The 22751-nt window shown below is 46.0% G+C and carries 21 protein-coding genes; 20 read left to right on the forward strand and 1 reads right to left on the reverse strand.

From position 1 onward, the window contains the following. The first annotated feature begins 200 nt into the window (after positions 1–200). The 9 genes from ABC765_RS03240 to holA all read left to right on the forward strand — a co-directional run bounded on the left by ABC765_RS03240 (position 201) and on the right by holA (position 8332). Positions 201–1382: an FtsW/RodA/SpoVE family cell cycle protein gene (locus ABC765_RS03240; protein ID WP_376752319.1), complete on the forward strand. Its 1182-nt coding sequence runs from the start codon at positions 201–203 to the stop codon at positions 1380–1382. Beyond that, positions 1372–1659, forward strand: a complete 288-nt coding sequence (locus tag ABC765_RS03245; RefSeq protein WP_347980694.1) for a YlbG family protein — start codon at positions 1372–1374, stop codon at positions 1657–1659. The genes ABC765_RS03240 and ABC765_RS03245 overlap by 11 nt, the downstream gene beginning before the upstream one ends. After that, positions 1656–2222: a 16S rRNA (guanine(966)-N(2))-methyltransferase RsmD gene (rsmD, locus tag ABC765_RS03250; RefSeq protein ID WP_347980695.1), complete on the forward strand. Its 567-nt coding sequence runs from the start codon at positions 1656–1658 to the stop codon at positions 2220–2222. The genes ABC765_RS03245 and rsmD overlap by 4 nt, the downstream gene beginning before the upstream one ends. Beyond that, positions 2222–2743 (forward strand): pantetheine-phosphate adenylyltransferase, encoded by a 522-nt coding sequence (gene coaD / locus ABC765_RS03255; RefSeq protein ID WP_074504807.1) that lies wholly within the window; start codon positions 2222–2224, stop codon positions 2741–2743. The genes rsmD and coaD overlap by 1 nt, the downstream gene beginning before the upstream one ends. After that, on the forward strand, positions 2727–3776 hold the full coding sequence (locus ABC765_RS03260; protein WP_347980696.1) for a SepM family pheromone-processing serine protease: 1050 nt from the start codon (positions 2727–2729) through the stop codon (positions 3774–3776). Before coaD ends, ABC765_RS03260 begins: the two co-directional genes overlap by 17 nt. A 96-nt stretch (positions 3777–3872) precedes the next feature. Next, positions 3873–4511 (forward strand): helix-hairpin-helix domain-containing protein, encoded by a 639-nt coding sequence (locus ABC765_RS03265; protein ID WP_347980697.1) that lies wholly within the window; start codon positions 3873–3875, stop codon positions 4509–4511. 67 nt (positions 4512–4578) lie between these two features. Then, positions 4579–5073: a ComE operon protein 2 gene (locus ABC765_RS03270; RefSeq protein ID WP_033934904.1), complete on the forward strand. Its 495-nt coding sequence runs from the start codon at positions 4579–4581 to the stop codon at positions 5071–5073. Next, complete coding sequence (locus ABC765_RS03275; protein WP_347980698.1) at positions 5070–7337, forward strand: DNA internalization-related competence protein ComEC/Rec2; 2268 nt, start codon at positions 5070–5072, stop codon at positions 7335–7337. Before ABC765_RS03270 ends, ABC765_RS03275 begins: the two co-directional genes overlap by 4 nt. Next, complete coding sequence (gene holA / locus ABC765_RS03280) at positions 7307–8332, forward strand: DNA polymerase III subunit delta (protein ID WP_347980699.1); 1026 nt, start codon at positions 7307–7309, stop codon at positions 8330–8332. The genes ABC765_RS03275 and holA overlap by 31 nt, the downstream gene beginning before the upstream one ends. Positions 8333–8383: 51 nt before the next feature. Here holA and rpsT read toward each other — a convergent pair whose 3' ends face one another. Then, the gene (gene rpsT, locus ABC765_RS03285) at positions 8384–8638 is read right to left on the reverse strand and encodes a 30S ribosomal protein S20 (RefSeq protein ID WP_006499740.1); all 255 of its coding nucleotides are present in this window, start codon (positions 8636–8638) and stop codon (positions 8384–8386) included. A 261-nt stretch (positions 8639–8899) separates the two neighbouring features. Here rpsT and rpsO point away from each other — a divergent pair, with 261 nt between their 5' ends. The 11 genes from rpsO (at position 8900) to clpX (ending at position 22707) form a co-directional block, all read left to right on the forward strand. Further along, positions 8900–9169: a 30S ribosomal protein S15 gene (gene rpsO / locus ABC765_RS03290; protein ID WP_006499741.1), complete on the forward strand. Its 270-nt coding sequence runs from the start codon at positions 8900–8902 to the stop codon at positions 9167–9169. Positions 9170–9375: 206 nt separating this feature from the next. Next, on the forward strand, positions 9376–11187 hold the full coding sequence (locus ABC765_RS03295; RefSeq protein WP_347952927.1) for a ribonuclease J: 1812 nt from the start codon (positions 9376–9378) through the stop codon (positions 11185–11187). 63 nt (positions 11188–11250) lie between these two features. Then, positions 11251–12156, forward strand: a complete 906-nt coding sequence (locus ABC765_RS03300) for a hypothetical protein (protein ID WP_347980700.1) — start codon at positions 11251–11253, stop codon at positions 12154–12156. Positions 12157–12343: 187 nt separating this feature from the next. Further along, the gene (gene tuf / locus ABC765_RS03305) at positions 12344–13534 is read left to right on the forward strand and encodes an elongation factor Tu (protein ID WP_006499744.1); all 1191 of its coding nucleotides are present in this window, start codon (positions 12344–12346) and stop codon (positions 13532–13534) included. 445 nt (positions 13535–13979) lie between these two features. Then, positions 13980–14876 (forward strand): ATP-binding cassette domain-containing protein, encoded by an 897-nt coding sequence (locus ABC765_RS03310; RefSeq protein ID WP_347980918.1) that lies wholly within the window; start codon positions 13980–13982, stop codon positions 14874–14876. Then, entirely contained in the window at positions 14873–15634 is a 762-nt protein-coding gene (locus tag ABC765_RS03315) for an ABC transporter permease (RefSeq protein ID WP_347980701.1), read from the forward strand. Before ABC765_RS03310 ends, ABC765_RS03315 begins: the two co-directional genes overlap by 4 nt. Before the next feature lie 15 nt (positions 15635–15649). Beyond that, on the forward strand, positions 15650–16420 hold the full coding sequence (locus ABC765_RS03320) for an ABC transporter permease (RefSeq protein ID WP_347980702.1): 771 nt from the start codon (positions 15650–15652) through the stop codon (positions 16418–16420). Between the two features lie 200 nt (positions 16421–16620). Continuing rightward, positions 16621–17967 (forward strand): NCS2 family permease, encoded by a 1347-nt coding sequence (locus ABC765_RS03325; RefSeq protein ID WP_006499746.1) that lies wholly within the window; start codon positions 16621–16623, stop codon positions 17965–17967. A gap of 81 nt (positions 17968–18048) precedes the next feature. Continuing rightward, the gene (ade, locus tag ABC765_RS03330) at positions 18049–19794 is read left to right on the forward strand and encodes an adenine deaminase (protein ID WP_347980919.1); all 1746 of its coding nucleotides are present in this window, start codon (positions 18049–18051) and stop codon (positions 19792–19794) included. Positions 19795–19927: 133 nt separating this feature from the next. Beyond that, complete coding sequence (gene tig / locus ABC765_RS03335; RefSeq protein ID WP_006499748.1) at positions 19928–21241, forward strand: trigger factor; 1314 nt, start codon at positions 19928–19930, stop codon at positions 21239–21241. Between the two features lie 215 nt (positions 21242–21456). Beyond that, the gene (gene clpX, locus ABC765_RS03340) at positions 21457–22707 is read left to right on the forward strand and encodes an ATP-dependent Clp protease ATP-binding subunit ClpX (RefSeq protein ID WP_006499749.1); all 1251 of its coding nucleotides are present in this window, start codon (positions 21457–21459) and stop codon (positions 22705–22707) included. The last annotated feature ends 44 nt before the right edge of the window (positions 22708–22751 follow it).

Genomic DNA, 22751 nt, shown 5'->3' on the forward strand with positions numbered 1-22751 from the left:
ATGCATGTATTAAGATTTGATAAAGACTCATCATTCGGCCTAGTGACCGGATGATGAGTCTTTTTAAATGTCGTCCAGTTTTCAGACGGCTTGTGATTTGCCGCATGTTTGCATGGATAGTGGTGTATAATGTTACTTGATTTTATCAAAAAGCGAGGAATGGCTAGTTGAAGACGACGTTTAAAAAAATCTATCGAAAAATGCGCAACATCGACTATTGGATTTTGATTCCGTATTTGGTGCTGTGTCTAATCGGCGTAGTCATGGTTTATTCGGCCAGTGCCGCAATCAGAATGCAGACGGGCGGCTCACCAGTCAACTATCTGATCAAGCAGATCGTATTTGTCTTGATGGGCTGGGGAGTATTTGGATTTTTTGCTTCGCTTAATCTAGAAAAGTTAAGAACTAAAGGCGTTTTAGGATTGTCTTTTGGGGTTTTGCTTGTGGCGCTGCTTTTTGTTAAGGTTGCCGGTCGTGCCGTTAATGGTGCCAATGGCTGGATTAATCTGGGGCCGATCAGCATTCAGCCGGCCGAGTTCACCAAGCTCTTTATGATTGTCTATTGGGCCGATCGCTGTACCAAAGTCAATGACGAGCTGCATCGTCCCAGTATGCAGGATTATGTTTCAGGATTGATTTTGACTGCAATTTTGCTGATTTTAATCATTATTCAGCCTGACGTCGGCGGTTTTTCGATCAACTTTGCCATTGCTGCCTTGATGATCATGGCATCGGGCTATAATTCACGCTGGACGATTCTGATTTTTGACGGCCTGCTTTTTGTTGGAATGATTGCCTTGCCCAGCTTGGCTAAGGTTGTGGCAACTGGTCATATCAAAAACTATCAGGTCGCGCGCTTCGTGGCATTTGTCAATCCGTTTGGGACACAGAGCGGTGCCGGTAGTCAGCTGGTCAATTCATACTATGCAATCAGCAATGGTGGGCTAAAAGGCGTTGGTCTGGGCAATGGTATTCAAAAAATGGGCTATCTGCCAGAGCCAAATACCGATTTTATCTTATCAGTCGTCAGCGAGGAGCTTGGCTTTATTGGCGTATTTTTGATCTTGGCGCTTTTAGCGGTCATCATCTGCCAGATTATTCGGGTTGGGGTTCGCTCTGACAATATGTATGAGGGGCTGCTCTGCTATGGAGTCGGTACTTTTATTGCCGTTGAAGCTGCAATTAACGTTGGTGGGGTTACTGGTCTGCTGCCGATTACGGGGGTAACGTTCCCATTTATCAGTTATGGGGGATCCAGTATGATTGCATTAAGCATTGCGCTTGGTTTGGCGATGAACGTCAGCATTCGGCAAAAGCTGCGGCGTAAAAATCAGCGGCGTCTGCAGGCAATCAGACAAAGGGGGTTGGGTAATGAGCTTTAAGATTCGTCCCCGGCGCGGCTTGATCGTCTACTTAAACAGCATGAAGACGGTCAAGTCGCTGCGACGGTATGGTCATGTTCAATATTCATCGCGCCGGATGCATTACGTGGTTTTGTACGTTGATGAAGAAAATATTGCCAGTACAATTGAAAAACTGCGGCAGCTGCGTAATGTCAGAAAAGTAATGCAGTCACACTGGCCGGAAATCGATCCTGAATTGACCGATCTGGAAGTGACGGGACTGTACAAAAAACATGATGAGGATGAAAAAGAATGAGAATTATTTCAGGCGAGTTTCGTGGACGGCGCTTGAATGCCGTACCTGGAATGGCAACGCGGCCAACGACTGATAAGGTCAAAGAGTCGCTGTTTAATATTATCGGCCCGTATTTTGAAGGCGGGACCAGTCTAGATCTATATGGCGGCAGCGGTGGGCTGAGTATTGAAGCCGTTTCGCGGGGAATCGATCATGCGACCTTGATTGATCGGCAGTATGCAGCCATCAAAACCATCAAAAAAAATATTGAGGTTACCAAGCACCCTGAGCGTTTCAGTGTTTATAAACAGGATGCCGAAAAAGCCCTGCATTTTTTGAGTCGGCAAGCACAGCATTTTGATTTGGTCTTTTTGGATCCGCCATATGCCAAGCAGCATATTATTGATGATCTTGAAAAAATGGTTGACTTGAATCTCTTGAACGATCAAGCCTTAATCGTAGCTGAGACCAATCAAGAAGCTCAGCTGCCGATTGAGAATTGGGGCCGCTTTGAGTTTTTGCGACAACAGACTTATGGTATTACGGTATTGACGATTTATCGTTTTAGAAAGGATGAAGCCTAATGAAGATTGCACTTTTTCCCGGGTCATTTGATCCACTGACTCTGGGCCACTTAGATCTTATTCGTCGCGGCAGCGCGCTGTTTGATCAGCTGGCGGTTGCAGTAATGAGCAATGATTCCAAAAAGCCGCTGTTTACGGTTGAGGAGCGCGTTGCCCAGGTTAAAGAAGCAGTAGCTGGACTTTCCAATGTTTCGGTAATCACGGCTGAGGGCTTGACCGTTGATCTGATGAACAAGATTGGTGCCGACTATTTGATGCGTGGACTGCGCAACGTTACCGATTTTCAATACGAACGCGATATTGCAGCGATGAATCAATTTTTAGACGATCAGGCAGAAACGGTCTTCTTTTTAGCCGATCCTAAATATCAGCATCTCTCCAGCAGCCTTTTAAAGGAGACTGCCGCAGCTGGTGGCGATATCTCTGCCTATTTGCCAGGTAATATCAATAAGGCTTTGGAGAAACGGCTGCGGGAACAAAAACTGGAGCAGGTAAAAGAACAAAATGAGCAGACAAGATAAGCAGATTCTCAAGCGGATTGCGGGGGTTCTGGCCGCGGTTTTGTTTGTTGGCTGGTTTTTATTCTGGCCGCTGAACTATTATATTGAGACGCCAGGAACCGCCGATAATCTAAAATCATATGTAACGGTTAAGGGACATCCAGATAAGCGCAAGGGAAGCTATATGATTACCTCCGTCTATTTGCAGCAGGCTCGTCCCGCAACCTATATCTGGGCCCACTTTGATCCGCAGGCAACGATTGAGAAGGCTTCCGACGTTACGGGCGGTCAAAGCGGTGCCACTTACAACAAAGTACAAAATTTTTATATGAAGAGTGCCATCAATGAGGCGATTGCTGTTGCCTACAAGGCTGCTCATCAAGAATACACCAAGCAGTATCTGGGAATTTACGTTCTTGAGGTTGAAAAGCAATCCAAGTTCAAAAATGATCTAAAGGTTGGCGATACGATCACCGAGGTTGACGGCCGGCATTTTGATACTGCTCAGGGTTATCAAAAATACATTGCCAAGCAGAAAGTAGGTCAAAACCTTACGATCACCTACCTGCACAACGGCAAAAAGCATCAGACAACGCACAAGCTGATCAAGATAATGGGCGATCGTGCCGGCATTGGAATTTTACTGACTGACAACGTCAAGATTCATACCAAGATTCCCGTGAAGGTTGATCCAGGACAATTGGGCGGACCATCCGGCGGCTTGATGTTCAGTCTGCAGATCTATCAGCAGGTATCTGGCGAGAATCTACGGCATGGCCGCAAAATCGCTGGGACGGGAACGATTGCCCCAGATGGATCGGTTGGCGAGATTGGCGGCATCGATAAGAAGGTCATTGCCGCTCATAAAGCCGGCGCGACGATTTTCTTTGCTCCTTACGTCAAGCCAACCAAAACAATTCTTAAATATGAAGAAGGCCATCAGACCAACTACCAATTGGCTAAAAAGACGGCCAAAAAGTATGCGCCGGGAATGAAAGTCGTACCGGTCAAGAGCTTCAATGACGCTGTTGAGTATCTGAGAACTCATCAATAAAGAAATAATATGAAAGTCGGAAATTTTAAGAATTTTCGGCTTTTTTTAATGCAAATAACTCTTTTTGGCATAAAGCATATTGAGGGGGGTGAAAAAATGCAGTGGCAAGAATTTTGGGAGCTGCACCGCAAGACGATTTTGATCGTTTTAGGCGGGGTGGCACTGCTGATCGGTGGCTGGCTGTATTCCAGACCGGCGCCAGCCAATCCAACTTTCGCCACGGCCGTCAGCACCAAGCCGGCAGCCGTTGATAAAAGCAAGGCAGAGACATCGCCTGCCAAGGTCTGTGTTGATGTAAAAGGAGCGGTCAATCGGCCGGGAGTATACACGCTGGGAAAAAATGCCCGCGTTCAAGAAGCAATTGCAGCAGCGGGAGGCGTCCATACCGATGCAGATATGCGCCAGGTCAACTTGGCCAAGCAGCTGCAGGATCAGCAGGTCGTCTATGTTCCAGCTCAAGGCGAACAGCTGCCAGGCGGTTTGACGGCAGGGATGGCGGCTGATCAAACTGGGCCGAGTACTACGGCGGGAGGACAGGATGCGCCCAAGATCAATCTTAATCAGGCCAGCAAGGAAGAACTATGTCAGATTAACGGAATTGGCGATAAAAAAGCTGATATGATCATCCAGTATCGGCAGCAGCATGGACCATTTAAAAGCATTGATGAGCTGAAAAACGTCGATGGCTTTGGCGATAAGACGGTTGCCAAGCTAAAAGACCAAGTCGCGGTTTAAAATTGACGTTGGTGTTGAGATTGAATCTGGTATACTGGTTAGCAGAACAAAAAAGAGGATGATAAAAGTGGAACATAGAATTGATTGGGATCAGTATTTTATGATGCAGGCGGCCCTGCTGGCTTCCCGCAGCACCTGTCAGCGACTGTCGGTTGGCGCCGTCTTGGTTCGTGACAAGCGGATTATCGCTGGCGGGTACAATGGCTCGGTTTCAGGTGATGACCATTGCCTGGATGCGGGCTGCTATTTGCGTGACGGTCATTGTGTGCGGACGATTCATGCTGAAATGAATGCAATTCTGCAGTGTGCCAAGTTTGGTGCCTCAACGGATGGCGCCAGCCTTTATGTCACCGATTTTCCTTGCCTGCAGTGCACCAAGAGTCTTTTACAGGCTGGAATCAAAGAGATCAATTATATCCGCAATTATCATAACGACGACTATGCGATGAAGCTGATTCGCTTGAAACATGTCGCTTTACACCAGATCAAGCTTGATACCAATATTTTGGAAGAAGCCCATTTGGATCAGTACATCAATCCGCAAAAGCCATTTAAGGATTGATTGATTCACGGTGGCTTTTTCCTGCCCTAACCGCTGCTTTGGTTACTGGAATCATCCTGGGCAGTCAGCTGTGGCTGAGTCTGCTGCTGCTCTATTTGCTGTTTCGCGTTTGGACGCTGCATGATTTTGCAACGATCAGGCTGGTGCTTTTAGCTGGTTTGACGGCGAGCCTAGTTTGCGGCTATGCGCTTTATAATGCTCGGACTAAGCCGCTCACAACGCCGCAGCCGGTTGAATGCAATTTTAAGGTACTGCCTGATCAGATCGTAGTTAACGGCAATCTGGTCCAGATGCAGGGAACCAATCTGAATTCAGGCGAGCGTCAATCAGTGGTCCTAAGACTGCGTTCTTCACAAGAAAAGGCGGCGTTGGTTCATAACCAAGCCGTGCTGTTTTTACAGATCAAAGGTCAAGAGCAGCCAATCATCGGTCCTACCAATTTTGGCCAGTTTGACTACCAAAAGTACCAATGGCGACATCATATCTATAATGAGATTCGGGTACAAAAATGGCATTGGCAGCCGCAAAAACCGCATACGCTGATTGAACGCTGTCATTGTCTAAGAATTGGTCTGCATCAGTATTTTCAGACGCTGCCCTCGCCATTGAGCGAGTATTGCGATAGTCTGATCATTGGCCTTAATACCTTTAAGACCACACAGCTGCTGAGTTCAGTCAAAAAACTGGGTGTGATTCATCTATTTTGCATCTCAGGCATGCACGTGGTTTTATTGATTGCAATTTTAAGAGGACTTTTGATCCGGTTGCGGTTTAATATTGAAACGATCGACTGGCTTTTAATCGCTCTGTTGCCGTTTTATCTGATTATTGGCGGTGGTGCGGCCAGTCTGATTCGAGCATCGATTATGGCTGAAGTGCGCCTTTTGAGTCACCGGCTGCGTTTTTCAAGAGTTGATGCCTGGTCGATCAGCCTAGTGATCGGCATTCTGATTGATCCATACGTTTTGTTGACGCTTGGCGGCCAGTTGAGCTATTTGATGTCTTTACTGATGCCGTTGTCGCTAAGAAACGTCTCGGATCTAAAAAGAGCATTTTGGCTGAATCTGGTCAGTCTGCCCAGCCTGTTTCATTATATTTATGAGGTACATTTATTAAGCACGCTGGTCAGCTGGCTTCTGATACCATTATTCGGCACGGTGCTTTTTCCGCTTACGCTGCTGGCGGCTTTGACTGCCAACTGGCTGCCGCTTTTGGCATACAGCTTTAATCAAATGCTGAAGCTGCTGCATCGGATTTTGGATCAATTGGCTGCTGGGCCAGGCATGCTGGTGTTTGGTCAACTGTCTTCACCTGGGGCTATTATAATTCTGCTTTTGACTTTGTGGCTGTTGGCAGAGCCGGCTAAAAAAAGCAGCTGGTACATTTTGGCTGCTGCTTATTGTGTGGCTTTTCTGTCGATTCATCTAGCGCCAGCTGGTGAGGTGACGTTTGTAGATATTGGTCAGGGCGACTGTGCGATTGTTCGGACGCCGTTTAACCGCCAAGTAGTGATGATTGATACGGGTGGTCGACTGCAGTATCGTCTGCCGCGATGGGCCAAAAGTCAGACGACCAGCGATATGGCAGCCAGAACTTCGATCAGCTATTTAAAGAGTCGTGGAATTACGCGACTTGATGCTGTTTGTCTAAGCCACAGCGATGCTGATCATATCGGCTATCTGCCAACCGTACTCAAATCAATGCACGTAAAAGAGGTGCTGGTCCCTAGTGGAATGGAGCGTAATCAAAAATTTGAGCGCCTGGTCAGCCAGCCGCTTAGAGTCATACCGGTGCGAGCCGATCACCAGCCCAATGATCTGCCCTTAAAGGTGTTGCATCCCTTTAAATCTGGGACGGGTAAAAATGAAGACTCAATGGTGCTGGCAGGACGCTTTGGATCACTTGACTTTGTTTTTACCGGTGATCTGGATCGCAAAGGAGAACGGGCCGTTATTGATCGCTATTCACAGCTGAGAGCCGACGTGCTGAAATTAAGCCACCATGGCAGCCGGACTGGCAGCGATCCTAAATTTTTAAGCCGTCTGCAGCCGCGTTACGGTATCATCTCAGCCGGTCGCTTTAATCGCTATGGTCATCCTAATTCCGTGACGATAAAAAATTTGCGGCGCCTAGGGATTACGCCGGTTTCAACTCAGCAGTATGGGATGATCAGCTATTGTTACTATCAAAATCATGGATACTGGAAAACCAGACTAAAAGGGGATGAATTAAAATGGATGTTGCCACCTTACGCCAACAGCTGAGCAGCCAGACGCCGGCAATGATCTATGTGATATTGGGAACACAAGGAATTTTGCAGCAGCAGGCGCGTGATGCTTTTATGAATCTGATTCCTGAAGCAGAGCGGGTGATGAACGTTGGCAGCTACGATATGGAGACGACGCCGCTTTCGGTTGCGCTTGATGATGCAATGTCGGCACCTTTTTTTGGCGAACGGCGCTTGGTTTTGATCAACAAGCCATATTTTTTAACGGGTAATCCTGCCAAGGTCAAGGTCAATCACGACTTAGACGCATTTAAAAACTATCTGGAGCATCCTGAGCCGTCAACGGTACTGGTATTAATGGCACCTTATGAAAAATTTGACAATCGCAAGGGACTGGTTAAAGAACTGAAAAAAGTCGCAGTTGAAGTCAGTGCGGCGCCTTTAAGCGAACAGGATGCCCGCCATCAGGTTGAACAAAAGCTCTTAGGTGACGGTTACCGCTTGGAAAATGGTGCGATGGATGAACTGGTCAGACGTACCAATGCCGATTATGGCTTGATGATGGGGAACGTTGAGAAACTAGAGCTTTTGGCATACCAAAGCAAACGCATCAAACGTGATGACGTGATGGGGTTGGTGCCACAGTCATTGGATGAGAACGTCTTTGATCTGATTACGGCAGTCTTAAAAAGAGACCAGGCCAAGGCGTTGGATATCTACCAGCAGCTTTTGGAAACCAATCACGAGCCGCTGCAGCTGAATGCGCTGTTGGTCAGTCAGTTTCGACTGCTGATTCAGATTAAGGTGTTAAGCAAGCGGGGATTGAGCCAGGGAACGCTGGCCAGTCGGCTTAAAGTACATCCATATCGGGTTAAGCTTGGTATGCAGACAGCGCGTCGTTTTCAAATGAATGATTTGGTAAGAGCGTATTTAGGCCTTATTCGCTGTGAAAAAGCCTTAAAAACGACTTCGCGCGAGCCAGAACTGCTGTTTCAGCTGTTTATGCTGCAGTTTGCTAAAAAAGCTGGGTAAAACAAAAAAACCGATGTCGCTGAGACATCGGTTTTTTGTTTTATTTAAGCACTACTTGTTGTAACGAGCCGTCAGACGGGACTTGTCACGAGCAGCCTTGTTTGCCTTGATCAGGCCCTTGGAGTGGGCACGGTCAATAGCGGAAATAGCTGCCTTGTACAGGTCGTCAAGGTTTTCGGCGCCGGCTACCTTAGCCTTGTCGAACTTCTTAACAGCCGTGCGCATTTCGCTCATTTGGGAAGCGTTGCGTGCTTGGGCCTTTTCGCTGGTCCGTACACGTTCGATTGCTGATTTGATGATTGGCATGAATTTCACCTCCGTTAACCCGGTTTAATTAGTTGACCAGAATTTTTCAACATTTGTCATTATACAAAAGTCAGTTGTCGATTGCAATAGTCTTAGTCCTATCGTTTGAAAAAAGGCTTTGTTGGTTGCAATTTTACTCAGAATCCGTTATATTATCAAAGGCTGCTAAAAACGGTCCATGCCTCTTCTCGGTTCAGCGATCCTCACCGACGCTCTACCTAGAACTCGGCGCATTAAAATTTGAAAGGTGGGAATAGCAACATGGCTATCTCTAAAGAACGCAAAAACGAAATCATCAAGGAATACGCTACGCACGAAGGCGACACGGGTTCAACTCAAGTTCAAGTTGCCGTATTGACTGCTGACATCAACGAACTGAACAACCACCTGCGTACGCACAAGCATGACTACCATTCACAACGTGGTCTGATGAAGAAGATCGGTCACCGTCGTAACCTGCTGGCTTACCTGCGTCGTACTGACCTGCAAGCTTACCGTGAACTGATCAAGCGTCTGGGCCTGCGTCGTTAATCCTAACGTCTGCTCAGATCTTAAGTCTCGACAAATGTCGGGGCTTTTTTTGTTGCTCTTTTTAAAATTTTTCATGGATAGAAATGGTTAATTATCAATCTGTGTTGATTCTGTGGTAAGATGAATAACAGCAATTATGAACGAATAAATTGCCATGAGCCGTCCAGGACCGTGGCGCGTTTAAATACAATCATAAAGGAGCAAACATGAGCAAGATTAAAATTACGCCTTTTGGGGGCGTGCACGAGAACGGCAAGAACATGTATGCCGTTGAGGTTGACGAACAGATTTTTATTTTGGACTGCGGTTTAAAGTATCCGGAAAACGAACTGATGGGAATTGACGTGGTCGTACCGGACTGGTCATTTTTAAAGGAAAGTGCCGATCGAATCGTCGGGGTCTTTTTAACCCAGGGACATGCCGATGCAATTGGTGGTCTTCCGTATTTCCTGGCTGATTTTAACGTACCGGTATTTGGGAGCGAATTGACGATTGCCTTGGCTAAGCTGGCCGTTAAAGACAGTGCCGACAAGAAAGTCAAAAAATTCAATGACTTCCATGTTGTTGATGCTGCTACTGAAATCGACTTCAACGACGTTACGGTTTCATTCTTTAGGACTACGCACTCGATTCCTGATACCATGGGGATTGTTTTGCAGACGCCAGAAGGCAACATTGTCTATACCGGTGACTTTAAGTTTGATCAGACGGCTGCGGAAGGTTATCGGACTGACTTGGCTCGGCTCGCTCAGATTGGCCAGCAGGGAGTCTTGCTTTTGCTGTCTGATTCGGCCGGTTCTGGGATTACCGGCATGAACACCAAGGAAAAAGACATTGCAGCCTACATTCAAGATACTTTTGAAGCTGCTCCAGGACGCGTGGTGGTTGCTAGCGTAGCCTCAAATATTATGCGTGTTCAGCAGATTTTAAACGCCGCAGCGGCAACGGGACGCAAGGTGATTCTTTCCGGCCATGACCTGGAACAGATCATTGACACGGCTATGTCCCTTAATAAGCTGAAGATGCCAGAAGACGACCTGCTGATTACGCTGGAGGAAGCCAAGAAGCTGCCGCCAGAGGAACTGGTTGTCTTAGAAACGGGCAAGATGGGTGAGCCAATCAAAGCACTGCAGCAGATTGCCAATGGCGACAATAAAAACATCACGCTAAATGAGAACGATCTGGTTTTTGTTACGACAACGCCATCATATGCGATGGAAACAACGGTGCAAAAGACTGAGGACATGCTTTACCGGACCGGTGCCAGCGTCAAGTTTATTGCGGCTGATCTGAATCCATCCGGTCATGCCAACCAAAATGATGAGCAGCTGATGCTTAACTTTATGCGGCCACAATGGTTTATGCCGATTCAAGGGGAATATCGCCTGCTTGATCAGCATGCCATTTTAGCTGAAGAAGTTGGCATTCCGGCTGACCACATCTTTTTGACTAATAAAGGCGATGTTTTGACCTATGAAGACGGGGCATTCCATTTAGGGGCCCACGTTGAGGTTGGCAATACCATGATTGATGGTACCGGGGTTGGTGATATCGGCAATATCGTGCTGCGTGATCGTCGCGTATTGTCCGAGGATGGCATCTTTGTAGTCGTGGCAACGATTGACCGTAAAAAGAAGAAGATTGTGGCGCGGCCGCAGATTACCTCGCGCGGTTTTGTTTTCGTTAAGACCAACCGGCAGCTGATGAAGCAAAGTGCCGATCTGGTTGAAAAAGTCGTGCAGGAAAATCTTGATCAAAAAGAGTTTGACTGGACGCATCTTAAATCTGACGTGCGCGAAAAGCTGAATCGTTTCCTTTTCAATCAAACTAAGCGTCATCCGGTAATTTTGCCGGTGATCATGGAAATCAACCAGCATCCAAAGCGCAAGAACCACTCTAAAAAGAACAATGACAAGGCTAATGAGGAATCAACAGCCAAAAAGACTGCCGTCAAGCATCGTGGTCGGGGACGCGGAGCTAAGCGTCAGCGTAAGACCGAAGCCAAGGCAGGCAAATAATCAGCAGCGTGAGCATCAGCAAGTGCTCGCGCTGTTTGACTTTTAGAAAGGAATTTTAAGACTATGACGCCTTTACAACAAGAGCAGTTTCATCAAGCAGATCAGTTGCTTGACCAGCAGCACTATCATGAGGCCGCCCAACGGTTTGCTGCTTTGTATGAAGAGGTTGACGAGTTTGTGGTTAATCGTCAGCTGGTAAGAGCATTATATGAAGATCAGCAGTATGCTGAGGCCGCTTTTTATGCAGTTGAGCATCTCAATGACTATGTGACTTCTAAAGAGCTGATGCAGCTGTTGATCAACGCTGAGCTGCATGCTCAGGCGTTTATTGACGTGCGCGTGCAGCTGAATGCTCTGCCAAAATGGCATGATGAGTTTATTGGTCAGGTCAAGCAGGCCGAAAATGAGTTTGCCGCTTGCTATCAGACGACGCTGAACAGTCAGCTAAAACAGTTCTACCACTTGGGCGATGGCAGTTTCAGCGAACAGCAGCGTCGTTTTAGAGCCGCCAGTCACCTGCCGCTTAAGCAGTATCTGATTGGGGCTAAATTTCTGGTACGCGATCCGTTTGTCAATCCGTTGATCAGATCAAGTCTGATGCAAATATTGCAGCGATTGCATCTTACGGGAAAGATTGCCATCTATTGGCTGGATGAACGAGAGCATTTGATTGATCTGGCAAAACTGTCGGATGTCGAAGCGATACCGGTCGTTTCACAGGTTGAAGAAATGATCAAACGAGATTTCAGCCAGCAGGATCCATTGTCATACCAGATGTTTGACCAAGAGTTTCACCTGCAGCTGGCCTTTTTATATCCCCTGGTTGAATTGGCGATTCCTGATGCAGGCGCCTGGTATCAGGCTTTGACGGCGTATTCTAAAAGCACCGATCAAGATCAGGACGTTGTTTTGGCTAAGCAGTGGCAGAATCAGATTGCACGTCTGGCTCAGCGACTGGGCATGCATTAAAAAGTTTCGGTTAAATTCATTTACAAATCAGGGTAGAGCTGATATTATAATTAAGAATTCTTTCGGAAAACCGGTTTTTAAACTTTTAATTGGCTCCCGGAAGTAGTACAATTTTCATTAAGGGTGTGTCAGACAATGTTTTGGTTGTCTGGCATTATACTTGTAATTTATCAGGAGGATTTCATTAATGGCTGAAAAAGAACATTATGAACGTACTAAACCCCATGTAAACATTGGTACTATTGGCCACGTTGACCATGGTAAGACTACTCTGACTGCTGCTATCACGAAGGTTCTGGCAGAAAAGGGTCTGGCAAAGGCTGAAGACTACGCTGATATCGACAACGCTCCAGAAGAAAAGGAACGTGGTATCACTATCAACACGGCCCACGTTGAATACGAAACGGAAACGCGTCACTACGCACACATCGATGCCCCTGGTCACGCCGACTACGTTAAGAACATGATCACTGGTGCCGCACAAATGGATGGTGCTATCCTGGTTGTTGCTGCTACTGACGGTCCTATGCCACAAACTCGTGAACACATTCTGTTGGCTCGTCAAGTTGGTGTTCAATACATCGTTGTATTCCTGAACAAGACTGACTTGGTTGACGACGACGAACTGGTTGACTTGGTTGAAATGGAAGTTCGCGACCTGCTGAGCGAATACGATTTCCCTGGCGATGACATTCCAGTTGTTCGTGGTTCTGCTTTGAAGGCTCTGGAAGGTGACCCTGAACAAGAAAAGGTTATCCTGCACCTGATGGATGTTATCGACGAATACATCCCAACTCCAAAGCGTCCTACTGACAAGCCATTCATGCTGCCAATCGAAGACGTCTTCACTATCACTGGTCGTGGTACTGTTGTTTCCGGTCGTATCGACCGTGGTACCGTTAAGGTCGGCGACGAAGTTGAAATCGTTGGTCTGAAGGACGAAATCCTGAAGTCTACTGTTACGGGTGTTGAAATGTTCCACAAGACGCTGGACCTTGGTGAAGCCGGGGACAACGTTGGTGTTCTGCTGCGTGGTATCGGCCACGACCAAGTAGAACGTGGTCAAGTTCTGGCACAACCAGGCTCCATCCAAACGCACAAGAACTTCAAGGGTGAAGTTTACGTTATGACGAAGGAAGAAGGGGGCCGTCACACGCCATTCTTCTCCAACTACCGTCCACAATTCTACTTCCACACTACTGACGTTACGGGTACGATCGAACTGCCAGATGGTGTAGAAATGGTTATGCCTGGGGACAACGTTACGTTCACTGTTTCCCTGCAAAAGCCAGTTGCCATTGAAAAGGGTCTGAAGTTCACGATTCGTGAAGGTGGCCACACTGTTGGTGCCGGTGTCGTTTCTGACATCCTGGACTAATTTCAAATTAGTGCAATTAATAAAAGAGCAAGCAGATTTCTGCTTGCTCTTTTTTTATCAAATTGGATTGGTGAAGATCAATGGGTCTTTGTCAAATCGTATTGGTGAAGATCAATTCCCTGCTTCAAAAATGAAGTGGGGAATTTTTTTAGGCGCGAATGCAGTCAATGCGCCGCAATGGACTGAAATTACTGATATAACTTGTATAGTTGCTAAAAATCAAGGCAATGACATCCAGTCATAGATGGATTGATTAGCCGCAGCTAGGATAGCTAAATGATTTTTAGAAACCATGAGATTGCTCTAGTTGCTTAATAAAGTAGGTTTCTTATTGAAAATATTTAAGGGGGGTATACTTTATGTAAAAAAACATATATACACATTTAATGTCATGAAATATGTTTTTATATTTTTGGTTAATGGCATTTTGGATTGGAAGCGTATTATGATTGGTAGTAATAATTTATTAACTTTGGAAAATGTCAATGTTTATTACGGACGAAAAAAAGCAGTTAAAGATGTTTCGTTTTCCATTTCTCCTGGAGAGATCGTTGGTTTGGTTGGCCCTAATGGATCTGGAAAAACGACGATTATGAAAGCGCTGTTGGGAATTGCAAAGTCAGATGGCCAGATTCTGTTGAACCAACAGCCGATTACGCTAAGACATCATCGTGAGCTGCAAAGAGTAGGCGCCTTGATCGAGTATCCTGCCGTCTATCCTTTCTTGACTGGTCGTGAAAACTTAGCCTTATATGCACGAGATATTAAGAAAATGGACGAGTTGGTTGAACGTCTGCAGATGACTTCTTATATTAACCGTAAAGCAAAGGGATATTCAGTTGGGATGCGGCAAAAACTAGGAATTGCTTTGGCATTGCTTGATGATCCAGAATTTGTCATTTTGGATGAGCCGATGAATGGTCTGGATATCGAAGCCACGATCTTGATTCGTCAAATTATTAGTGAATATGCAAAACATGGTACGGCCTTCTTGATTTCTAGTCACGTACTTAGTGAATTACAAAAGATCATGACTAAAGTGATTATTTTAAATAAAGGTTGCATTGTTTTGAATGCTTCAATTGATCAGATTATGCAACAGCCAAAACGATATCGAGTACAGACTAGTTGTTTGAACAAAACCATACAGTTGCTGCGGGAAAATGATATTAAAGTTCAGCCACAGGATAATTACTGCCTGGTAGCGCGTGAAGATGTTGAAAAAGTACAAAAAGTATTGATGAAGCAGAATATTTGGCTGACTGCTCTGATTCCGGATGGCGTAAGCTTTGAGAATATCGTTGTAAATATTCTAAAAAAGAAACGAGCTGAAATAAAATGATCATTGAACTAAAAAGAGAGTTCTATAAGTTTAACCATCTTCGCCTTCCTAAGTACTCGTTTTGGGCAATCTTGCTGCTTACGATTTATGGTGCCCTGCCAACGGATTTTGTAACATTAAGTACGATTGCCAATGGTTTTGGCGTTTTTCAATGGATAGTCATAATTATGATTGGTTCCAGTGCTGAGAGTCTGGCATTTGAATATCGATATCATACGATCATTCCTACCATATACCGATGTTCTAAACGAGCAGACGTATATCTGGCCAAAGTAACCATTTTAGTTCTATATAGTGCCTTGCTGATTATTCTTGGGTTCTTTGAAACATTGTTGGTTAAGGTGCTTCTTTTCAGAAATCAGTATAATGTGTGGACGACCATCTACCATCATCGGCGTTTGTTGAATGTATTGCTGATCAATGCTTGTGGCGCTTTTATCTATATATTGTTTGTAGTCGCATTAGGCTTATTATTATTTATTTTGTTTAAAAATAGTGCATTGGTAATTGCAATCGGCATCTTTTTAGCTTTTATGGGTGCCTGGATATCTGATGGCATTATGAATTCATTGCCTGAAATTAATAAGATTTGGGCCTGGAATCCATTGAACATGATTAATGTGGTTACTCAGCTGAGTAGTTCTGGTATTTCAAAAACGGTATGTCTTAGTGCTCCTCAGTTGATTGTAGGAAATTTAATCTATACTTTGATTTTTGCTTTATTAGGCATCTTGGTATTGGAAAAGCGAAGTATCTAAGGGAGATTAAAATTTATGAGCAAAGCAGTTTGGCGTGAATTCTATAAGCTTAATCATCGCAAATCAACATGGTGCTCAATTATCATAATGATGGCCTTTATGTTAGTGATTGGGATGATGATGGGGCGGTCCTATGGAAATTTACTGGTAATGTCAACTTATAATTCCAGTCAAATTATAATGTTGATTATGGTTGTGGTTGGGTCAATGATATTTACGGGAGAATTTCAAAGCGAAACGATTCTGCCGCTGATTTTTCGTTCGCCAAATAGATCAGTCATATTTTTTGCGAAGTATTTCACGTTATTTTTATATGAAGTAATTTTACACATTATTGCTATTGTCTTTACCATTTTCTTAAATGCTTCAGGACTAATCAGCAATAGGGTTTCTCTATCAGCAGTCTATAAATATCATCAGTCATTATTGATGAATATGCTTTCTACGACACTGATCGATGTAGTTCTGACAGCAATGATGATCGGGATGATCTGTGTCGTCGCATGTCTTTTTAAATCTGAGCTGATATCGGTTTTAGTTAATGCACTCCTAGTCTTGGTTGGAGGTGGCTTTTCGGCCAATTTGATGGAAGCCAACAACGGCCTTTCAAAAATTATTCGTTGGAATCCATTGAATATGACGTATCTAACACCAGAGTACTATAATTATGCTAGTTATCATGGCACGTCTATGCTGTCGACCAATCAATTGTTGCTAGGTACGTTTTGTTACATGTGTTTGTTTGGTTGGCTCGGGTGGCTGATTTTTGAAAAAAAACATTTTTGATTTATTCTTACCAGGCTCGCACATTGATGGCCTGGTTTTTAATTTCCGAACAATCGTATTTAAACCCTTTTACAAAAGTCGATTTAAAAATAAGATGCGAACATTCGTAATTTTATCGTTTTAATCTATTGCAAAAATCCGAAAATTGTTGCATAATCAAATCTTGTTTGTTGGATTAAATGCATAGGAGATGAATTTTAATGGGTCAAAGCACGAATAACTCGCCTGCTTCTACCAATATTTTAGAGAAATGGTTTCATTTAAGCGAGCAGGGCACGACGATCAAGCGAGAGCTGCTCGCGGGTCTGACGACTTTTGTTTCAATGGCTTACATTCTGTTTGTCAATCCCAGCGTCTTGGGAATGGCCGGCATGAATAAGGGCGCGGTTTTTACGGCAACGGCATTATCTGCAATTATCGGCTGTTTATTGATGGCATTTTTAGCCAATTATCCGATTGCCATTGCACCTGGTCTTGGTGATAACGCGTTCTTTACATACTCGGTGGTTCTGGCAATGGGGATCTCATGGCAGACCGCGATGGCTGGTGTTTTTGTAGCATCGGTAATCTTTACGATCCTTTCTTTGATGAAGGTGCGTGAAGCCGTGATCAACGCGATTCCGCATGATTTGAAACTGGCCATTGCGGCTGGGATTGGTCTGTTTATTGCTTTTGTTGGGCTGCAGGGCGGTGGCCTGGTCGTTGCCAGCAAGAGCTCATTGGTTCAATTAGGCTCACTGACGGTACCAACGACCTGGCTGACGATCTTTGGGGTCTTAGCGATTGCACTTTTGATGGCTAAACGAGTTCCTGGATCAATCTTTATCGGGATGATTCTAACGACGCTATTGGGCTTATTTACGGGCCTGATTAAGATGCCTGCTCATATTATTTCGTTAGCTCCTTCCATGAAGCCAACTTTTGGCGTGGCGCTGACCAACCTGGGCAAGGTTAATACGCCGCAGATGTGGGCCGTGGTGCTGATCTTCCTTTTGGTGGCATTCTTTGACACGGCCGGAACACTGGTGGGCTTGGCACAACAGGCTGGTTTGATGAAAAACGACCGGATGCCGCGGATTGGTCAGGCTTTGATGGCAGATTCAATCTCAATGCTGAGTGGTTCGGTAATGGGGACTACGCCAACGGCTGCCTACGTTGAATCATCGGCTGGGATTGCAGTTGGTGGTCGAACGGGATTGACTGCGTTGACGGTCGGCGTTTTGTTTGCTTTCAGTCTGCTGTTCAGTCCGCTGCTGACGGTGGTTACGACCCAGGTTACGGCACCAGCACTGATTATTGTTGGTTCGCTGATGGCCAGCTCCTTAGCGGGTATCGACTGGCTTCATTTTGAAATTGCCTTTCCAGCATTCATGGTGGTTGCCGGCATGCCTTTGACCTACAATATTTCTTATGGGATTGCGTTTGGCTTTATTCTCTACCCGCTGACGATGACGGTTGCAGGACGGCGTAAAGAAATCAATTGGATCATGTGGACGTTGCTCTTTGTCTTCATCTTGATGCTGTACGTCTTAAACGTATTACCATAACGACTATTAAAATGGCTCGATCGAAAGCGGTCGTGCCTTTTTTATAATGTTTTGACAAAAATGAAAGAGGCTTCGGTGATGATAAAAAAATCAGAACTAAAACACTTGATTGATGTGGCAGCTGGTCGCGTGCCAGCTGACGTAGTGATTAGAAACGCACAGATCGTGGATGTCTTTTTAGGAACCATTCGGCAAGGCGACGTGGCATTAGCAGCTGGTTATATTGCTGGAATCGGTGAGCATTATGAAGGACAGCAGGTGGTTGATCTGGCAGGCCGCTTCCTGCTGCCAGGACTGATTGATGCTCATATTCATGTAGAATCTTCCTATGTTTCGCCGGAAGAATTCAGTCGGATCTTTGTCCCATGCGGAACGACAACTGCTTTATGCGATCCGCATGAAATCGTCAACGTTGCTGGTTTAAAAGGCTTGGAATACATGGAGCAGGCTGCCAAGCTGGCAAAAATGGATATTCGTTACCTGATGCCTTCTTGCGTGCCTTCGACTCCTTTTGAGCATGCCGGCGCCAACCTTAGTGCTTTGGATATGGAACCGGCGCTAAAAGAGGGTACCGTGGATGGCTTGGCTGAACTAATGAACTATGTCGGTGTCGTCAATAATGATGACAAGATGATTGATGAGGTTATGCTGGCCAAAAAGTATCATCGGCGGATCGATGGTCATGCACCGCAAGTCTTCGGCAAACTGCTGAATGCCTACGCGGCTGCGGGTGTAGCCAATGATCATGAATGCTCAACGGTTCAAGAAGCGCGGGATCGACTGGCTTGCGGGATGTATGTTCTGCTTCGGCAGGGAACGACTGAGCATGACTTGAAAAATCTTTTGCCGGTCGTAACGCCGCAAACAGCGCGTCACTGCCTTTTGGCTGGCGATGACGTCCAGGCAGTCACGGCAATGACGCTGGGCCATCTGGACAACAGCATTCGGATCTGTATCGAGCAGGGCCTTTCCCCGATTACTGCTATTCAAATGGCCACCTTAAACGCAGCTGAATACTGCGGGTTAAATGATCGTGGGGCCATTGCTCCCGGCAGACGGGCTGATTTGGTAGTCGTAGATGATTTAAGAAGTTTTCATGTGGAACAGACCTGGATCCTGGGCGAGAAAGTGGCTCAAGATGGCCAGTATCTGCCAAAGGTTCAGCGCTATCCAATCGATGCCGTGGCAGCATCGATGCACGTTAAGCCGTTAGCCAGCGATTGTTTTAAGCTGAACCTGACTGGCAAAGCGGTGCGGACGATTAAGGTGATTCCGGGTGAGGTCTTGACTGATGAAGCAATCTGTCAAGTCAGTCATGATGAAACCGGTGATTTTGTCTACGATCCAAGTCAAGATGTGGTTAAATTAGCAGTTATTGAGCGTCATCACGCAACTGGCAAAATGTGTACGGCACTGGCCAGCGGATATGGCATCAAGCATGGCGCGATTGCCATCTCAATCGGTCATGACTCTCACAATATCATGACAGCCGGGGTCAGTGATTCTGAGATGCGGGCAGCTGTTGCTGAACTGATCAAGCAGGGCGGCGGCGTTGTCATGATAAAAGATCAAAAGCCAATTGCCCGCATGGCGCTGCCGATTGCTGGCTTGATGAGTGATCAGCCGGCTGAACAGGTCGTGGCGGCCCAAAATCAGATCAATCAGACTGCCCACCAAGAGCTGGGAATTCCAGAAAACATCGATCCAGTCATGTCACTGAGTTTTTTGCCATTGGCAGTAATTCCAAAATTGAAATTGACGGATGAGGGACTCTTTGACGTTGCCAATGGTCGGTTTGTCACGCTCGAAGTCGATGATCAGGCTTAAATTGGCGATAATTAATGCGAATAGTTGAAATCCAGGGCACTGTACGGTAAACTATTAAAGTATGTACGGGTCGCTGTCGTTTGTGATATGAGCAGCGACCAGTTGAAAACTGCAAGTTATTGGAGGAAATGAAATGTCAGCAAAATGGGAACGCGACAGCGAAGCCAGCAAAGGGACATTAACTTTTGAAATCGACGTTGAAACGGCTAAGAAGGGTATTGACCAAGCCTTTAAGCGTACGCAAAAACGGATCACGGTTCCTGGTTTCCGTAAGGGCCACGTGCCACGTCAACTGTTTAACCAAATGTACGGTGAAGAAGCTCTGTACCAAGATGCTTTAAACATCGTGCTGCCAAAGGCTTACGAAGATGCTGTTAAAGAAACTGGTATCGAACCAGTTGACCAGCCACAAATCGATGTTAAGAGTCTGGAAAAGGGTCAGCCATGGGTACTGACTGCCGAAGTTGCCGTTAAGCCAGAAGTTAAGCTGGGCGACTACAAGGGTATGGAAGTTCCAGCTCAAGACACGACGGTTTCCGACAAGGAAGTTGAAGACGAACTGGAATCCAAGCGTCAACAACAAGCTGAACTGGTTCTGAAGGAAGACCAACCAGCTGAAAACGGCGACACGGTCGTTATCGACTACGTAGGTTCCGTTGATGGCGAAAAGTTTGACGGCGGCTCTGCTGACAACTACTCGCTGGAACTGGGCTCAGGCGCCTTTATCCCAGGATTTGAAGACCAGCTGGTTGGCCACAAGTCTGGCGAAGACGTTGAGGTTAAGGTAACCTTCCCTGAAGAATACCATGCACAAGACCTGGCCGGTAAAGAAGCCGTCTTTGAAGTCAAGCTGCACGAAGTTAAGGAAAAGCAACTGCCAGAAATGGACGACGAATTTGCCAAGGACGTTGACGAAGACGTTGACACGCTTGACGAATTGAAGGAAAAGACGAAGAAGCAGCTGCAGGAACAAAAAGAAGACGCTGCTCACGCTGCCATTGAAGATGCTGCTATTGAAGCTGCCGTTAACAACGCTGAAACGGAAGAAATTCCACAAGCAATGCTGGACGACGACACGGACCGTCAAGTGCAACAATACCTGATGGGCATGCAGCAACAAGGCATCAATCCTAAGATGTACTTCCAAATCACTGGTACTACTGAAGACGACCTGCGCAAGCAATTCGCCAACGATGCTGCTAAGCGGGTTAAGACCAACCTGGTTCTGGAGGCAATCGTTAAGGATGCCAACCTGGAAGCAACCGATGAAGACATCGATGCTGAAATCAAGGACCTGGCTGCTCAATACGGTATGGAAGAAGATGCCGTTAAGAAGGCTCTGTCCAAGGATATGCTGAGTCACGACATTCAAATCAAGAAGGCCGTTGACCTGGTTACGGATTCTGCTAAGCAAGTTGAATCCAAGGACGCAGAAGAAGACAAGTAATCTTTGAAATTGCGTTAAAAACAGCTGCGAACAGCACTGTTAAAACAACATAGGGGCCCAGCGTTCGGTTATCCGGGTGCTGGGCCCTGTTGTCGTACTGAGTCGATCATTTTTTATTTAAGCCTGCCTGTCGTATCGATGATGGTTTGAATTATTCGAAATTTGGCCGACAGTTTGGTATGATAAACACAATCATTTTAAGAGGAGGACGCAAGATGTTTGAAGATACCAGTGGCATGGATGCCGTGCACTGTTCTTTTTGTGGCAAGTCGCAAGACGAAGTAAAAAAGATCGTTGCCGGTCCTGGCGTCTACATTTGCAACGAGTGTGTCGATCTTTGCCAGCAGATTATTGAACAAGAGCTGGCAGAAGATCACGCTAATGAAACTTTCCGCGTACCAACGCCGGCCGAAATCGTCAAGGAGCTTAACGACTATGTAATCGGACAAGACGATGCTAAAAAGACGCTGGCCGTAGCGGTATATAATCACTACAAACGGGTCAACGCCATGATGACGGGCGACAACAACGAAACTGACCTGCAGAAGAGCAATATTGCTATTATTGGGCCGACTGGTTCTGGGAAGACCTATCTGGCACAATCACTGGCAAAGATTTTAAACGTGCCGTTTGCGATCGCGGATGCGACTACCTTAACTGAAGCCGGCTATGTCGGTGAAGACGTTGAAAACATCATTTTAAAGCTTTTACAGGCCGCTGACTTTGATGTTGAACGAGCTGAAAAAGGCATTATCTACATTGATGAAATTGATAAGATTGCCAAAAAAGGCGAAAACGTCTCAATTACCCGTGACGTTTCCGGCGAAGGGGTTCAGCAGGCACTGCTTAAGATCCTGGAAGGCACGATTGCCAACGTTCCGCCGCAGGGTGGTCGTAAGCATCCGCAACAGGAGTTTATTCAAGTCGATACCAGCAATATTTTGTTCATTGTTGGTGGGGCCTTTGATGGAATTGAAAATATTGTCAAGGAACGCCTGGGTGATAAGACGATTGGTTTTGGAACGGATACCGGCGAGCTGCAGGACGTCAACGAAAAGAACATCCTCCAGCACGTTATTCCAGAAGATCTGCTTAAGTTTGGGCTGATTCCTGAGTTCATCGGCCGCTTGCCTGTTTTGACGGCGCTGCAAAAACTGGATGAAGATGATCTGGTTCGCATCTTAACGGAGCCAAAGAATGCTCTGGTCAAGCAGTATCAAGAACTGATCCGCTTGGATGGCAGCCAGCTGCAGTTTACGGATGGGGCCTTGCGGGCAATGGCTCAGTTGGCAATCAAGCGAAATACTGGGGCGCGTGGACTGCGTTCGATCATCGAAGACGTAATGCGAGACGTCATGTTTGATCTGCCAAGCCGCAATGACGTTGCCAAGGTCGTAATCGACAAGCGCTGCGTGGAAAGCCATGGCGAGCCGCGCTACGTATTAAAAGACGAAAAAGCTTCATAACAAGTAGAAAGGGTCAGCAGTGGCCCTTTTTTAACGGAGGAATC

Source organism: Limosilactobacillus sp. WILCCON 0051 (assembly GCF_039955095.1).
GTDB classification, from domain to species: domain Bacteria; phylum Bacillota; class Bacilli; order Lactobacillales; family Lactobacillaceae; genus Limosilactobacillus; species Limosilactobacillus allomucosae.